Below are 16292 nucleotides of genomic sequence, written 5' to 3'. Positions count from 1 at the left end.
GTCGTTGCGTCGGCTGTGGGATTGCTGCTGGTGGGCATCGCAGCAACTCCAGCACATGCCGAGACGATCCGGTCCCAGCAATGGCACCTGGATGCCATGGGGGCTGAGAAGATCTGGCAGACCAGCACCGGGAAGGGCGTCACAGTTGCTGTCATTGACACCGGTGTCGACGCAACGAACCCAGACCTTCGGGGGCAGGTACTCAGGGGCAGCGATTTGGCACCGGACGAGCGGGGCGACGAGCAGACGGATTATGACGGTCACGGCACAGGCATGGCCGGGCTGATCGCAGGGACAGGCAAGAGCGGCGGGGGGGACGGTGCCTTCGGGCTTGCGCCGGGTGCCAAGATCCTTCCCATTCGAATGCCCAGGTCTGGTGATGAGAGCAATCGAGCTGAGGGCGACGAGGAGTTCAATAGATCCGCGCCGGAGGCCATTCGCTATGCAGTCGACGCGGGTGCCAAGGTAATCAATATTTCGATGGGCACGGAAAGCGGCAAACAGCGAATGTCGGATGCTGTGAGGTATGCCATCGAGAAGGGTTCGTTGATCTTTGCTGCAACAGGCAACGACGGTAGCCCAGCGCTCGACTATCCCGCTGGCACTCCCGGAGTTGTCGGCGTCGGTGCCTTCGGTAAGAATCTCAAGAAGACCAAAGAGTCCCAGTACGGCCCCCAAGTGGACGTAGCGGCACCTGGTGAGGAGATGGTCCACGCCTGTGGTGGCAAGACCGGCCTCTGCAACTCGCACGGAACCAGTGACGCCAGCGCAATCGCTTCCGCCTCCGCCGCCCTGATCTGGTCCAAGCACCCCGAGTGGACCAACAATCAAGTTCTGCGGGTCATGCTCAACACAGTCAGCGGCCCGACGAGCGGCAACAAGCGCAACGACTACGTAGGCTACGGCGCGGTGCGTCCCCTCCGCGCGCTGAGGACCCCGGGCGACCCCGGCCCCGCCGACGAATTTCCGCTCCCCGACCTCGCGGCCGCCGCCCCCAAGTCGCCCTCCCCCGAAGCCTCCAAGGACACGGCAGGCAGCGAGAGCAACGCGAAGGACGACAAGCCGGCCGTCGGCTCGTCCAGTGACGACAGCAACACCGGCCTCTGGATCGCACTCGGCGTCGGCGCGGCCGCCCTCCTCGGCGCCGCAGTCGCCGTCGTGGTCATCCGCTCCCGCCGCAGCAACGCGGCCCTTGCGTCGTCGACGCCTGCCTACGGATCCACGCCGCAACAGCAGCCATACCCGGCCTACGGTCCACCGCAGACCGGTCAGAGCCCGAACCCTGCCTACCCCCCGGGTCCGCCCGGCCCCGGCCCCGGCCAGCCCGGATGAGTCAGGGTCTCACCGTGATGTGAAACAGCCGCAGCACCGCTGCTCGTCAGCCTCCTGACACTGATGTCGCGCTCTCCCCCTGGAGCAGGAAGAGCTGATTGCGATCCGCCGTCAGTTTCAGGGACTTGGAGCGGTGCTGCTCGTGGCCCCAGGCGCGCTTGCCTGTTTCCTTGTGGATGGCCACCGCGTCGAAAGACTTGCCCTTGACTGTGATCCCACAGACAACCGAGTCGAGCACTGCCGGGGGTGTGTTGGCAACGTGGAACGTCTTCAGGTCGTACGCCCAGAGCTTCGCGCCGTTGCTCAGCTCACGACAGTGGAGCACCGTGTTGTCGACTGCGTAGACGCGTCTCCCGTCGACCGATGCCGAGCCCCATCCGAACGACTCGAGACCGGATTGGGAGGGCACGGACCACACGTCTTTGCCGTCGTCGAGCCCGACAGCCTTCAGCGAGTTGCCGCCGACAATGACGTTGTCGCCATGAACCGCCGGTATCGCGGTGTACGTGGCCAGGCCACGGCGTTCCCAGAGCTTCTTGCCCGAGCCGGTATCGAGGGCGCTGACGTCGCCGGTGTCGGTGTGGAGGACCAGGTGCCTCTTGCCGGCCGTTCCGTAGCCGGAGCCAAATGGTGAGGTGACAGTCCACAACGGCTTGCGCGTCTTTGTGTCGAGGGCGCGGATCTTCTTGTCCCGCGTCATGAGGAAGAGGGCGTCATCGTTCGCCGCGAGCAGTACTACGGCGTCCACATCCGCGGTCCACTGCTGTTTACCGGTGGACGGGGTGAAGGCGTGAACCGTCCCGCCGGCGTCCGCGGCCACGAGCAGGCCATCGGGCAGCGCGAGGAACTCGGAGGACGGGGTGATGTTGAGGGCTTCCCATTTCTTCTTGCCGTCGACCGCGCCGTGGACCACCAGGCCGCCGTCCTTGCCGCCGAAGACCACATTGCCGTCGATGACGAGTGCGGGAGGGCTCCAGGGGTCCGCAATCATGAGCGGGCCCCACATGCGTTTCCCGGCAGCGGGTACCGCGCCGTTCTTCGCCTGCGGCGAGGTTTTCTTCGCGCGGTCGCCGGATTCGTCGTCGCCCAGCAGCCAGGCGGCTGCCCCTCCTCCGGCCGCCAGTACCGCTGCCCCTGTCGCGATCCCGGTCAGGAACCGGCGTCGGTTCGGCGGCGCTGACACGACCGTTCCGGGGAGGGTGGTCAACTGCTTCGCGCCGACCTCGCGTTGTTTGATGTCGGTGGCCAGGGGGCCGTGCTGCCAAATGCGTTCGGCCCCCCGCGGCGGCGCGAAGGCAGTACGGATCTGGTCGGGGGAGGGCCTGAAGGCGGGATCCTTGGCCAGGCACGGACCGATGAGCGTCCGCAATTGCTCCGGTACCTGGCTCAGGTCCGGCTCCCCATGCACCACTTCGTACTGCACCGCGGCCACGTGGGCGCCGTCGTACGCTCGTCGGCCGCTCGCCGCATACGCCAGCACGGCGCCCAGTGAGAAGATGTCAGCTGCCGGACCGACGCGCTGGCCCAGTACCTGTTCCGGTGCGCCATAGCCGGGCGTCACCGGCACCTGTCCCGTAGTGGTCAGGGTGAGTCCGTGTTCGGGCCGCGCGATACCGAAGTCGATGATCCGAGGACCGTTCGACGTCAGAACGATGTTCTCCGGCTTGAGGTCCCGGTGGATCAGACCGACAGCGTGGATGTTCTGGAGCGCCTGGGCGAGAGACGCGGCCAGCGCGCGAACGGCCTGCTCGGAGAAGAGTCCGTGCGCCGAGACAGCCTGGTCCAGAGTGGGTCCCGCCAGGAACTCGGAGGCGATCCAGGGTCGGCCCCCCTCGGTCTGCGCCGCGAGGACGTGTGCGACACCCGGGCCGGTGACGGCACGCGCCGCTTCGGCCTCGCGGAGGAATCGCTGCACCAGGTGCTGGTCATGAGCCAGTTGGGGCAGGAGGACCTTGATGGCCGCAGCTCGTCCCTGACTGTCGTGGCCGAAGTACACCTTGCCCATGCCGCCGGCACCGAGCACGCCTGCAAGCCGGTACGGGCCGAGCCGGAGTGGGTCGCCGGGGCCGAGGGGATTCATCCTGAGTGTCCTTCTTGTTGAATTCTTAGAATGTGATGTCGAGGCGGATGGCTCTGGCCTGCTTACCGTCCGACATGATGAGGCGTTTGGCGCTTGCATGCAGGGCGAGGCTGGACGAGTGGGGTGTGAAGGACCAGGCCTGAGAACGCTTGGCGAGTTCAACCGCGCGCACGCTCGTGGCGGCCATGCAGAATGCGTAGTCCTTGTTGACGACAGGCGGGATTCGGAGGTCGGGGCTGTCACCCGTCTCGGCGATCCAGCGCAGCTCCCCGTCACCTGCGTCCACCACAACGATGCCCTTGTCCTTCTCGGCTGCGTACACCTTTCCGTCCCTCACGGCCGGCGTGCCGTATCTGCGTGGGCCGCTGCCCTCACCGAACGTCCAGGCGATGGAGCCGTCGGTGAGCCGGAACGCCTGGATGCGACCGGACCCGAAGTAGACGTGTTTGTCGTCCAGGGCGAGCCCGCCCGGCGTGAGCGGAGAGGAGTCGTCGCTGCCCTTGGCCACGGTCGCCTTCCACAGCTGGGCCCCCGAGCGTGCATCTCTGGCGCTGACTTCGAGGTCGTTGCTGCTCGTGGCCTTCCGGCACAGGATCAGACGTTTTCCGGCAAGGGCGGCGAGGATGACATCACCGGGAGCCTCGAAGTCGTACGACCGAATCGGCTCGCTCCACAGCTCCTCACCGGTGCGGCGGCTGACTGCCAATACGCACCAGCTTGCCGCTTTCACCTGGGAGGAGTCGTTCGGTGACCCCTTCCTGGCGGCCAAATAGACCGCATTGTCGGCGACATGGAGGAGTGCGGCCTGCTGCAGGGGCTTGTCGAATGTGCCGAATGAGACGGACGGGCTCGTCCGGCCGCCGACAGGGTCGACTGTATGGAGTGACAGCTGATGGCCGTGTGAGCCGCCGGGCAGCAGTGCGTAGATCTGCTTCCCGTCCGAATGGACATGCCGGGGCTGCTTCACCGTATCCACGAGCCAGCGACGCTCTCCACTCAGGGCGGCCAGACCGAGCAGTCCCTCGTCGGTCATCAGCACGGCAGTGTCACCCACCGGCATCGGCGTGAGCTGGAGGCCGCTGCTCTTGACGCTCTTGGCCCAGACCTGTCGTTTGTCCGCAGGCGTTGTCGACGGGTCCGTCGGCGACAGGTCTGCCGCGGACGGCGTGCTTGGTTTGGTGTCCGCTCCGGTGGCTTGGCCACCGGGGTTCTTGAACCATGACCACCCGCCCGCTCCAGCAGCCACTGCCGCGAGTGCTGAACCGCCCGAGATGGCCAGCAACTTGCGGCGGGACATGCCGGACGGAGCGGCGTCAGGGGTGGTCGAGGCCAGCGTGAAGTCGGTCGGAGCGGGAAGTCGGTGGGGCTGGTGTTGCCAGACTTCTGCTGCGCGGCGGGCTATTTCTGCGAGGAGGGTGTCGGGGAGGTGGTCGGCGAATTGGCCGTGGCCGTCGTGGAGTTGGGATGTCAGCTCGGTCGTGGTCGGTCGGTGTGTCGGGTCTTTGGCGAGGCAGCGGGTGAGGAGGGGGGTCAGGGTGTCGGGGAGGCCGGTGAGGTCGGGGTCGGCGTAGCGGACGCGGTAGATGAGGTCGGCGGGTTGGCCGGTGCCGAAGGGGCCGTGGCCTGTGGCGGCGAAGACGAGGACGCCTGCCAGGGCGAAGACGTCGCCTGCTGGGGTGTGTTCCTGTCCGGTGGCCTGCTCGGGGGACATGAAGGCGGGGGTGCCGGCGGCTGCTCCGGTGCGGGTGAGGCGGTCGTCTCCTGCTGCGTGGGCGATGCCGAAGTCGATGATTTTGGGGCCGTAGGCCGTGATCATCACGTTGGAGGGTTTGAGGTCGCGGTGGACGACGTCGGAGGCGTGGAGCTGGGCGAGGGCTCCGGCGAGTGCCGCGCCCAGTGCGCGGACGGAGGTTTCGGGCAGGGGGCCGGAGAGGGTGATCGCGTCGTCGAGGGGCGGGCCGAGGACGTATTCCGTTGCCAGCCAGGGGGTTTCGGAGATCGGGTCGGCGTCGACGACGGTGGCGCCGTGGTGGCCGCCGATGATTCGGGCGGCGTCGGTTTCCAGGCGGAAACGGGTGCGGGAGGCCGGGTCGGATGCGATGGCCGCGTGCATGGTTTTGAGTGCGACGGTGCGGCCGCCGGCGGAGCGGGCGAGGTAGACGGTGCCCATGCCGCCGCTGCCCAGGCGGGCGGTCAGGCGGTAGGCGCCGATCTCGGCGGGGTCGTCGTGGGTCAGGGGAGAAAGCACCGGTCAGATCCCGGGAGAGAGCGGGAGGCGGAGCTCCGCGGCGAGTACTTCCGCCGACTGGCGAGCCACCGCCGCCACGACGCGGCCCGGCAGCCAGCCGGGGGTGAGCAGCGATGCGGTCGAGTCGAGGACCGTGGCTGTCGGGGCGGCGGAGGGAGGCGGGAGCGCGCGCAGGGCCTCGGCAGCCGTGGGGCGGCCCGCGGGGTCCCGCGTCAGGCAGGCGGAGATCAACGAGCTCAGGGAGGCGGGGAGTTCCGAGCGCTCCGGGACCGTGTGGCCCGTCGACGCGTACGCAAGGACCGCTCCCAGTGCGTAGATGTCGCCCGGCGGGCGCGGGCGGCCGCCCGAAGCCTGTTCCGGGGCCAGGCTGCCCGACTCCAGGCCCGGGAGGCCGGTGCGCTGTTCGCCGTCGGGGGCTGCTGCGCGTACCGCGCCGAAGCACGTCAGGCGCGGGCCGTCCCCGGCCAGGAGTACGGCCGAGGGGGACAGGCCCGCATGCGTGATCCCCGTGGCGTGTGCGCCCGCGAGGGTCTCGGCCAGGGCCGCGCCCAGGGCCCGCACGGTGCGCTCGGGCAGCGGGCCGCCATGGACGGCCAGGGCCACGGGGAGCGGCAGCGCAGGGAGGTAGGGGGAGGCGTACCAGGGGGTCGAGGACGGCGGCGGGAGTTCGGTGACCGGGGACACCCAGGGGCCCAGCAGTCGGCGGGCAGCGTCCGCCTCGACCAGGAAGCGGCCGGGGTCGGTGGAGTCGAGCGGTGCACTGATCAGCACCGTACGGTCGCCGTCCGCGCTGCGCGCGATGAAGCGGCGCTGGGGGACGGGCGGGAAGCCCGGGCCGGTCGGATCGAGGCGGGTGATCAGGTGGTACGGGCCGATCTGGCGGGGTGTGTCCGCACGCGGCCGTTCCGTGTGTACTCGTTCCATCTGCGAATCCCCCGGGCTGGTCTGGAATGACAGGAGCCTACTCAAACAGCGGGGCCTGCCCGGAGGGCGGTCAGCTTGCGGTCGCGATCCCGGCAGCCACGGTGAGGGGACAGGGTCGGCGACCAAGCAGAGAAGGGCCGGGCGGGCGTGGGCGCGAACGCCCCCGTCACTCCGCCCGCCGTCTCGGGGTCGGATGCCGGAGCCCGCTACCGGAGGCGATGGCCGAGGCGTGGGCCGCCCCGACGGCCGAGGCGACGGCCGAGTACGAAGTTCCGGCCCCTCGTGGCCAGTTGTGCATCGACGTACCGCGGGACCCCGGTCGCGTAAGAGATGCGCAAGTGTTCGGTTCCAGTGCGTGCCTCGGACGTGTTCGCCTTCGTAACGTGTGCGGGTCCAGTAGTGATCACGGGCTCGGAACGGGGAGTGGCGCAGATGTCGTTCGAGCAGGAATGGGCCGCATTACGAGCAGAGTCCGCGACGCGGATCAACAGCGCCGGGCCTGGAGGCGCCGGTGGAGCCGGACCGGCCGGGGAGGCCGATCTGAAGACGGATCCGACGGGGACGGCCGTTGCTGTCAGGGCCTTGGAGGAGGTCGTCCAGCCGGGGACCAGGAAGGCCGGCGCCGCTGCGGACGACACCACGGGCAGCACCGTGCGCGAGTTCACCGGATGGCAGACCGGCACCGGGCTGAAGGACGCCCACGAGGAGTGGGGCCTGGGGGTCAAGTCGCTGGAGGCGCGCCTTGCGAACGACAAGGCCGCGTTGCAGGGGACCGCCAAGGACTTCGGGAACTACAACCAGCAGCTCACGGGCAGATGGGCGGCTCTGCTGCCGCAGGGCTCGGCCAGCCAGTAGGCGCCGGCGGGGGAATCATGCTTACTTATCAAGATGTCGTGACCGTCAAGGTGGATGCGCTCAGCACGGCGGCCGGCATGTGGGACGAGATGGCCTCGGGATTCGACGATCTCGAGGACGTCTACAAGGCCACGGTGCAGAGCGTCACATACGAGGACGGCTGGGCCGGCCTGAGCGCAGCTGCCGCTGCGGCTCAGTTCGCCGCGACGCGCAAGCAGTTCGCGGGCGCACAGGTGGAGGCGCGGGCGATCGCCTCGCTGCTGCGGGACGCGTACACGCAGTTCGCGAGGCTTGTGAAGGCCGTGAAGGACCTGGCCGCGGACGCGAAGGCGGACCACATGGCCGTGGACACGCAGGGAAAGGCGACGTACGACCTCACCCAGCTGGACGCGGGCCGGAAGGACACCGACTACAACAACGCCGTGCAGGAGCGGAGAGCCGCCGAGGCGGAATGGACCCGGAAGATCAAGAACGCGGTCCAGGCCGTGGACGACGCCGACCAGGGCGTCAAACTCGCGCTGCACGAGGCCGCAGGCGTCAAGGGCTTCTTCGACCGGATGCTGGACCCGTTCAACACGCACGACTTCAATGACCGGGCCGTGGGCGACATCGAGGTGTACGAGGCCCGGGAGGCGAAGCGGTACGCGGACCGGATGCTCGAAGGGGACAAGCTGTCGCCGGACGAGCGGGCCGAGTGGGTGCGGCTCAACCGGGACAACGCGGACGACAAGGCGTACAGCCGGACGTTCCTCAGCTCGCTCGGGCCCGAGGACACATTGAAGCTGAGCAACAAGTTCAATGATCTGGCGTACTTCGACGACACCCAGAACAGAAAGGACTATCTGGCGCTCGAGCGTGGGCTGGCCAATACGGTGGCCGGCGGCACCCGCGTACCGGATTTCAAGGACGCGAACGGCAAGAAACTTCCGTTCGGCAGCACGGGATACCGAGCGGCGTACGAGCAGTGGTCGAAGAGTCCCGACGCGAACTTCTACAACAGCTGGCGCGAGGGACTGCAGAAGGCCGGTGTGGAGAAATACGACCTCGATGTGACCGGCGACAAGATCGCGGTCGGCACGGGGCACGGCCAGGAGGCGCGCGGATACCAAAGTCTTGTGACGCTCTTGAAGCAGGGCGATGCCGACTACTCCCCGCAGTTCATGGCCGACATCACGGACGACATGATCGCAGCGGAGAAGAGGGATCCCGACATCTGGGATCTGCACGGGAAGTTCGAAGGCAAGGAAGACGGCTGGTTCGCCAACGATCCTGTGGATGGCGCCCTGAAGGTCATGAGCAAGGATGCCGAGACGGCCACCGGATACCTCGACCCCGGCGCCGGCGGAAAAGACGCTGAGAACCGTGGCAACGACCGGCTCCACTACCTGCTCAAAGAGCGGGATTGGGACTCCACCAACACCACGGAGTGGCGCGGGAACATCGAAACGACCGGCGACGACAAGGCGGACTCGGACGCCCGGGACGGACTGGGCGACGCCATCGCCGCCGCTTCGACGGGTACGGCCTCTGGAGACACGCAGACCCAGAGCGACGGCAAGCACACCGTCGAGCAGGCCCGCGTCATGCAGGACACCATCGCGCTTCTCGACAAGGGCGCCAAGGGGGACAGCATCGACGGAAACCTTCAGGACGGTTTGGCCAGGGCCCTGACCGACTACGCCCCGGACACGCACGGCATTCTCACCGACGACCAGCGGTTCGCGTACAACGGGGGCGGCGATGTGTTCCCCGACAAGGACGGCGCGCACATCAACGTCGACAGGACCAGCCTGACCCGGTTGCTCCGCGGCGCTGCCGACGAACCGGCGAACTTCGCGATGATGTATGAGGCCGAACGCGCCCAGGCGGCGCAGGGGCTGGCCGCGGCCGGTGCGAGCCCGGGACACGGTACCGAGAACTGGGACAACCCCGCACGTCGGGCCGGGATAGGAACGGGCACCTTCAACGCCATCGGCACCGACGTCATTCTCGACGACCGGGACGCCAAGAAGGGCTGGGCCGACGACGTGGCCAAGTACACCTACCACGCGGGTGGAACGCCCATCACGCTCATTCCCGGAGTCGGCGACGCCGCGCAGCGCCTGCTGGACACCGCGACCTACGAGTGGTCGAAGGACGTGAAGGCGGAGGCGGACCAGTTCGCGAAGGAAGGCGCTTCGAAGGATCTCGGAGCCAAGAACCAGGCGGCCCACGACCTGATCAACAGCTGGGCCGGGGGACGGGGATTGGACTACCGGAACGACCAGATGGTCATCAACATGCGTGATGAGTCGTCCCAGTCCTACATCACCTCCCGCACATCGGCGTTGGCGGCCCTGGGCAGGGACTGACAGGACCGGCAGGACCGGCAGGGCAGGCAGGACTGCCGGGATGCAGGCATCGAAGGTAAGGACTGGAGCATGGGCGGCAGCCAGGCATGGCGTCGTAAAGCGATGATCTCCGCGGCGGTGGTCCTCGGACTCGCCGTCGCGGGCGGGGGGATCGCCTACGGCACCGGGGCGTACGACGAATGGCAGGACGGCCGCTCGCTGTCCTCCGCGTGCGACGGTTTGCTGGACGGGGAGCAGGCGAAGGACCTGCTGGGCGCGGAACGGCTGCGGGGCAAGGAGGCGGGCTGGAACGGCTGTACCGCCTTCGAGCCCGGCCGCGGCAAGGCGTCCATGGTCGTACGGGTACAGCAGGGCTCGGATTCGGCGCGCATGCTCTCGCAGCTGGCCCGGATCGAGACCCATTGGAGCGGCCAGCTGGTGGGTCCGGTGGGCGGGGGCTGGCCGGCCGTGATCAGTCCGCGCGGCTACCTTGCGTACGCCGGGGCGTATCTGCCCTGCGGCAAGGGCCCCGGCGACGACCTGATCGTGAGCATCGCCGCCCACCGGGACGCGTCCGTTCCGTCCTTCGACGACCGCACCCAGCAGACGCGGCTGGCCCGGATCGTGACGCAGACGCTCACGAAGGCCGCGGAGAAGCAGGGATGCGAACTGCCGGACGGCGCGGACGTGAGCCAGGCGCCCGACGGCACGTTCAAGACCCTCAAGCGGGCGGCGGAGACGAAGGGCACCTGCCGGGGGACCGGCTCGGCCGGATATGAGGCGGCGGCGGACGGGGCGGCGCCGATCGAGGACTGCCTCCTCGCGGACGCGCAGGGCAAGAAGCTCTTCCGGCTGGCCGCCTACTACGGCCCGTATGTGAAGAGCGCCCGGCTGGAGACCCTCCGGGGCAAGACCTACCTCGGCCGCTCCGGCGGATCGCAGGGCGTGTACTGGACGACGGTCTCGTGCCCGTCCGGCGACGCTCTCTATGCGATCGAACCGCTTGACGACGGCGAGCGGTTCGCGACCGCCGATCCGGAGCTGGAGCGGCGGGCGCTGAAGGTGTTCGCCGCTGGGTCGGCGCAGCGGCATGGGTGCGGTGCCGTCGCTGACGCTCCCCGGAAGGCGGGTGGTGGGGAATGAGTACGGGTGCTCAGCCGCAGGACTGGCCCGGGCAGTACGGGCAGCCGGGACCGCAGGATGCGCGGCCGGGTTCGCCACGAATACCTCGGCAATACCTGAACCCGCCCAGGGGCCGGCCTCTCGGTAGCTGTGCTGGGTGTGTGGAAAGTTGGACTGATGAGCAATAGCCGTCGAACCCGGTCGGGGGTGATCGTCGCCGCCGTCACGGTGGTTCTGGCCCTCGTCGCGGCGGCGGTCGTCTTCTTCGGGGGCGGGTACGAACGGTGGCAGGACGGCCGTTCAGTGGCGCGCGCATGCGGAGGAGTCGTCCCCGGTGAAGCAGTGCGGAGCCTTCTCCGATCCAACAGCGCTTACGTGGACCGGGATTCGGAGGAGCATTCGGTCTTCGCAGGCGATGCGGGCTGGCTCGAGACCTGCGCGGTTACAGCCCGTGGCGCGGACGGCGGATCGGTCTCTCTCGGCGTCGGCCGGGCAGGGGAAGTCCGCGGGATCCTCGCCGGCCTCGGTCGGCAGAACCTGTTGCAGAGCCCGCTGCCGACGACGCCTGTCGGGTCCGGCTGGTCGGGGGTGGTCAGTTGGGTCGGCCCCCTGCGCAACGCGGTGGTGCAGTTGGACTGCAGGCGTACGGGGGTCCCGGATCTCGTCGTCAGGGCGAGTGCCCTGACGGACGGTGAGCAGGACTCCGCCGAGGCTGCCGCCGGCCTCACGAGGATCGCGCGCGTGGTCACCGAGACTGCGGGCCGGGCGAACGACAAGTGGGGGTGCGAGGCGGCTCTCGGGAAAACGGTCACCTCTCTCGCTGGACCGAAGCCGGGGAGGACGGAGGTGAAGGCCGTGGCGGAGGCCCATGGGACGTGCCGGGCGCTGACTGCTGTGCTGAGCGGTCTCTCCAGCCGCCGCGGCGCCTCTTCCGTGGGCGGCGTGGTCGAAGCCCCGGTGGACGCCGCGCCCCTCGAGGACTGCCAGATCGTCGACAAGGGAGGGGAGCCGCTGTTCCAGTTGACCGCGCTGTACGGGGCCCTCTCCGGCGATGTGCTCAGCACCCGTACGGGACGGGTCTTCGCGTCCGACGGACGCAGCGAAGGCGAGTGGGCCGATGCCTGGGCCTCTGCCAGGTGTGAGCAGCGGACAGAGCCGGCGCGCTACCTCGTTGCTGCCGCCGATCCGGCGAAGGGCCGTGACGCCGCGACCCGGGAGTTGGAGCGGCTGCTGCTGCGGGCGTTCGCGGCGGAGTCGGCAGAGCGGCACGGCTGCGGTGCCGTAGTGGACAACCGGACCAAGTAGACGGTCCGTTGGCCCTGTGGGCCGCAGCGTTCGGGCGATCAGTAACACTTGGCGCGGTCGCTTTCCCCGGAAGGCGGGCGGTGGCGAATGAGTGCGGGTGCTCAGGGCAAGTAGTGATCCATGCTCATCCGGGCCCGTGCCGGGACCGGCAGGGTTCGTACGAGATCCCCCCACGTGCGGGCGGCATGCCCGTGGAACGAGGTGCACTCCGATGAGTCAGCCGCCGTATCAGGGTCCGCAGGACTGGCCCGGGCAGTACGGTCAGCCGGGACCGCAGGATGCGCAGCCGGGTCCGCCGGTTCCCCCTCCGCCGCCGGCACAGCCGCCCCAGGCTCCTCAAGCTCCGCAGTATCCGCCGAATCAGCCACCGCAGTACGGGCAGTCGGGTCCGTACGCACAGCCGGGGCCTTACCCGCAGCCTGGGCCGTACCCGCAGCAGCCTTCGCCGTACGGCGGCTATCCGCCCCCGTCCCCGCCGCAGCGGGGCGGTCGGAAGACCCCCCTCGTCGTCGCCGCCGCGGTCGTGGCGGTCGCTGTTGTCGGGGGCGGGGTCTGGTTCGCCACGAATGGCACGGACAGCGACGACAAGAAGCCCTCGGCCGCCGGGAGTTCACCGGCCAGTGTGACTCCGTCCGCCGGCGTGCCGGAGAGCGGACAGCCGACGGCCGAGCAGCCGACGGCCGGGGCCGACGCGACTCCGAGTGAGGAGGAGTCCGACGGTATTGGGGCCGAGCCCACCGGGACCGGCCTGGTGGGTATGTGGAGGTCCGACTCCGGCGGCGGGATCCTCGGTCTGAAGGAGAGCGCGGACACCGACAAGCCGGACACGTTCTCGGTCATCCTGGTATCCAGTGGGCTCGAGTGCCGGGGTGCGCGGAAGGTCGAGGAGCCCGGCAAGAAGTACAAGGTCGCGTTGCTCTGCGAGCGGGGCGGCAAGCGGGTCGAGAACGAGGACCGCGGCGGGGACCTCTCGTTCGGCGGCGGGGACTCCCTTACCGTCAGGTGGTTCAACGGCAAGAGCGGTACGGAGACGTTCGCCCGCTATTCGGACTGGTCCGAGGGCTCGGACTGAGGGCTCGGACTGAGGAGTACAGACACGTATGACCGGCATGACCATGGGCATTTTCCTCGCGGCGGCCCTCTTCGTCGCTCTGGGCCTTGTCAACCAGCGCAGGCTCTACCGGCGTCTGTCCTCGTGGCGCTACCGCAACCCCGCAGCCCATGAGCCCTCCGACGCGGCGTACGCCTTCGGGCGCGTCGCCGCGCTCGCCCTCGCCGGTCTTCTGGTCTTCCACGGGTGCTCGGAACTCGAGGTCGCGGACAAAACCTCTTGGAACAAGAGTGAGTTCCGCGACGCCGTGCAGAGTGCGGCCGCCTCCCTGGAGGAGGAGCCGCACCTCGAGGATCCCTACGGCGACTACTCCCTCCTCATCGAGTCGGAGGTCAGCGATGCGGGCGAGGGGCAGGGGCCTTCGTACGCGGTCGATGTCGAGGCGGCCGGCGGGAGCGACGACGACGCCTACGAGATCACCGCGCGCGGCGAGGACTTCGCCTTCTGTATGCGCATCACCCGGGCGAAGTCGGACGAGGGCGGCCTCGCCGCCCCGCGAGCGGACGGGACGAGCACGATCGTGCCCAAGTACGACCTGACGGCCACTGCCGACGAGGGCGCCTGCTGACGACCTGTTGCTGGCGGCCAGCGTCGACGAGGGCGTCTGCTGACGACCTGTTGCTGGCGGCCGCCGTCGACGAAGGGTGTCTGTTGACGGCCGCTGCCGACGGCCAGCGTCGACGAGCGTGCTGCTGACGGCGTCCTGTGGACGACCGCGCATGGCCCGGGTTCCGGCCGGCCGGAACCCGAGGCGGTCGTTCCGGCCGGCGGGCGATGAGTTTTGTCCGCCCGCCGGGTCTACCCGACTGAGGCACTCACTCCCGGCCGGCAAGGAGAACGCGTCATGCAGAAGATCAAGACCTTCCTGTGGTTCGACGACCAGGCGGAAGAGGCCGCGCAGCACTACACGTCGATCTTCGACGACTCCCGCGTCGTCGACGTCCAGCGGTACGGAGAGGCCGGGCCGGGGAAGCCGGGAACGGCCATGACCGTCAGCTTCGAGCTCGCGGGGCAGCAGTTCATCGCGCTCAACGGCGGCCCGCAGTTCACGTTCACCGAAGCCATCTCGCTCTCTGTGGACTGTGCGTCGCAGGAAGAGGTGGACACGCTCTGGGCGAAGCTCAGCGACGGCGGGGAGGAAGGGCCGTGCGGCTGGCTCAAGGACAAGTTCGGGTTGTCCTGGCAGATCGTCCCCAGGCAGCTGCCCGAGCTGCTGAGTGACCCCGACCCGGTCAAGTCCCAGCGGGTCATGAAGGCCATGCTCGGGATGAAGAAGATCGACATCCAGGGTCTGAAGGACGCCTACGCGCAGTGAACGAAGAGCGGTGAGTGAACCAAGAGCTGAACTCCGCAGTTGTACGCGTCATCGGCCTCACCAGCGTCACCGGCGTCATGGCCTCCGGGTAGTCCACCGCCGCCCAGGCCCTCGCCGAGCGGCTGCCCCGGGCCGCACATGTCCGGGGCGATGCCTTCCGGCGGATGATGGTGCGCGGTGGACCGTCGGGGCGCTGGATCGGGTGCTGCGGGAGGAGAGGCCGCGGACAGGACTCTGGCAGGACTCGTCCGCCCAGGCCCCGGACGAGACGGTGGACGCGATTCTCGCGGGGTCGGCGCGGGCGAGGGTTCGAGGGGCGAGGGGCGAGGGGCGAGGGTTCAAGGCTGACGAACGTGACCTCCGCGCCCTGGCCACCCGGTGCCACGGTCCGGCCGGTCGTGGCTACCGTGCCTTGGTGATAGCGGGATCGATCCACACCCCGCGCCCGCCCGGCTCGGAGTAGGAGCAGCCGTCGATTCCCAGGCTGACGCGGAAGGCGCCGTCCAGGTCGACGTTCATGGTGTCCACACCGTCGCCGGGACCTTTGGTCATCTCTTTCTTACGGGTGCCGTCCACGTCGATGTAGAAGGTGAACGTCCGACCGGAAGGGGCGTCGTCACTGACCCCGAAACGAGTGGTCAGCGTCTTGTAGTCGCGGTCCAGCTGCCAGGTGCTCTTGCCGCACAGGGCGTTCAGCGTCGTGGGATGACTTCGGCCGTCGACCTTCTGCGACCCTGTGACGTAGTCGGTATAAGGGGCGCTTTCAAAGGGGATCAGGTCACGCACAAGGGAGAAGGGGCCGGCTGCGGACGCGGAGGGTGGCGGCACGGCGCTGCTGGTGGATCCCGGACCTGGCGTCGCGGCCGCCGGGTCCGGCGTGGCCGTGACGGTGACGGTTGCCTCGACCGTTTTCGTCACGGTCCTGGCTGTCGGTGAGTTCACGAAGGTGGGAAGCCCGAAGAACCCGAGGATGAGGCCGAACACGGCAGTGATCGCCGACACCAGGGCGGCCACTTCGCCCAAGCGCCTTACCGGCGCAGGAGATCCGGGCCCGCCACCCGGCCCGCCGGGACCGGGGCCCGGAGCCGGCACGGGTGGCCCCCCGGGACCAGGATCGGGGCGCGGAGCGGGCACCGGCGGCTCCCCGGGCGGTCGAGGGCTCCCCGATCCCGGTGGTGTGGCTCCAGCCATGGACTGCTCCTCCTGGATCTCGCCTGCACCGCCACAAGTACCGTGAACTCGCCCTGTGCACAGGCGTATTGATGTATTCAACGCGATCTCGTCCCGCGCCACCAGACGGGGAAGAGGGTGAGCAGAGGGCCTCGGATCTCCAGCGAGCCGTCATGCGCCGCGTGGGTGGTCGTCCAGCTCCATGGACGCGCGCCGTCGCGAAGCCGGAGGGAGACGGGCCGGACGGCGGTGGACGAAGGGTTCGCCGGAGCCGTCGTACGGGCAACCGGGACGCCGACTGAGACGAAAGATCACAAGGGGCGGTCCCGTTCGGGACCGCCCCTTGTCTTTGGGCAGTTCAGCCCTCTGCGGGCTTGGAGGCCGTGATCGGAATCGAACCGACGTAACTCGCTTTGCAGGCGAGTCCCTCAACCACTCGGGCACACGGCCGTGTGACTCCAGTTCCTCGACCGTAGGCGGGGCGGAAGCGGGCCTCAAGG

At 68.8% G+C, this 16292-nt stretch carries 12 protein-coding genes, 1 tRNA gene and 1 pseudogene; 9 read left to right on the top strand and 5 right to left on the bottom strand.

What is annotated here, in order from left to right:
* The first annotated feature begins 15 nt into the window (after window positions 1–15).
* Entirely contained in the window at window positions 16–1332 is a 1317-nt protein-coding gene (mycP, locus tag OG883_RS26915) for a type VII secretion-associated serine protease mycosin (protein ID WP_323180989.1), read from the top strand.
* Window positions 1333–1378: 46 nt separating this feature from the next.
* Here the strand turns inward: mycP and OG883_RS26910 are convergent, their stop codons facing one another.
* Genes OG883_RS26910 through OG883_RS26900 form a run of 3 tightly spaced genes read right to left on the bottom strand, consistent with a single transcriptional unit; the run spans window position 1379 to window position 6584 of the window.
* On the bottom strand, window positions 1379–3412 hold the full coding sequence (locus OG883_RS26910; protein ID WP_266545705.1) for a PQQ-binding-like beta-propeller repeat protein: 2034 nt from the start codon (window positions 3410–3412) through the stop codon (window positions 1379–1381).
* 25 nt (window positions 3413–3437) lie between these two features.
* A complete protein-coding gene (locus tag OG883_RS26905; protein WP_266545702.1) occupies window positions 3438–5660 on the bottom strand; it encodes a PQQ-binding-like beta-propeller repeat protein in 2223 nt (740 codons plus the stop codon).
* Between the two features lie 3 nt (window positions 5661–5663).
* A complete protein-coding gene (locus tag OG883_RS26900; RefSeq protein WP_266545699.1) occupies window positions 5664–6584 on the bottom strand; it encodes a serine/threonine protein kinase in 921 nt (306 codons plus the stop codon).
* Between the two features lie 432 nt (window positions 6585–7016).
* On the opposite strand from OG883_RS26900, the gene OG883_RS26895 reads away from it, so the two are divergent.
* The 8 genes and pseudogenes from OG883_RS26895 to OG883_RS26860 form a co-directional block, all read left to right on the top strand.
* Window positions 7017–7439: a hypothetical protein gene (locus tag OG883_RS26895; protein ID WP_266545696.1), complete on the top strand. Its 423-nt coding sequence runs from the start codon at window positions 7017–7019 to the stop codon at window positions 7437–7439.
* 38 nt (window positions 7440–7477) lie between these two features.
* Window positions 7478–9790, top strand: a complete 2313-nt coding sequence (locus OG883_RS26890; protein WP_266545693.1) for a hypothetical protein — start codon at window positions 7478–7480, stop codon at window positions 9788–9790.
* Window positions 9791–9859: 69 nt separating this feature from the next.
* Window positions 9860–10912, top strand: coding sequence for a hypothetical protein (locus OG883_RS26885; protein ID WP_266545690.1), 1053 nt, complete (start codon window positions 9860–9862; stop codon window positions 10910–10912).
* Window positions 10913–11068: 156 nt separating this feature from the next.
* Window positions 11069–12196 carry a hypothetical protein gene (locus tag OG883_RS26880; RefSeq protein ID WP_266545687.1) on the top strand — a complete coding sequence of 376 codons (1128 nt, stop codon included), beginning with the start codon at window positions 11069–11071 and terminating at the stop codon, window positions 12194–12196.
* Between the two features lie 211 nt (window positions 12197–12407).
* Complete coding sequence (locus OG883_RS26875) at window positions 12408–13268, top strand: hypothetical protein (RefSeq protein ID WP_266545684.1); 861 nt, start codon at window positions 12408–12410, stop codon at window positions 13266–13268.
* 28 nt (window positions 13269–13296) lie between these two features.
* The gene (locus OG883_RS26870; RefSeq protein WP_266545681.1) at window positions 13297–13875 is read left to right on the top strand and encodes a hypothetical protein; all 579 of its coding nucleotides are present in this window, start codon (window positions 13297–13299) and stop codon (window positions 13873–13875) included.
* Window positions 13876–14151: 276 nt separating this feature from the next.
* Window positions 14152–14622, top strand: a complete 471-nt coding sequence (locus OG883_RS26865) for a VOC family protein (RefSeq protein ID WP_266545678.1) — start codon at window positions 14152–14154, stop codon at window positions 14620–14622.
* Window positions 14623–14699: 77 nt separating this feature from the next.
* Window positions 14700–14914 (top strand): annotated as a pseudogene (locus OG883_RS26860) (phosphotransferase); the annotation flags it as partial.
* Between the two features lie 110 nt (window positions 14915–15024).
* On the opposite strand, the gene OG883_RS26855 reads toward OG883_RS26860, so the two are convergent.
* On the bottom strand, window positions 15025–15636 hold the full coding sequence (locus OG883_RS26855) for an NPCBM/NEW2 domain-containing protein (protein WP_266545675.1): 612 nt from the start codon (window positions 15634–15636) through the stop codon (window positions 15025–15027).
* Between the two features lie 531 nt (window positions 15637–16167).
* Window positions 16168–16242, bottom strand: a tRNA-Cys gene (locus OG883_RS26850).
* Window positions 16243–16292: the final 50 nt, after the last annotated feature.

Origin of the sequence: Streptomyces sp. NBC_01142 (assembly GCF_026341125.1) — a bacterium.
GTDB lineage: Bacteria > Actinomycetota > Actinomycetes > Streptomycetales > Streptomycetaceae > Streptomyces.
Note: the sequence above shows the minus strand (reverse complement) of the source record. Positions and strands in the feature narration are given on the sequence as shown.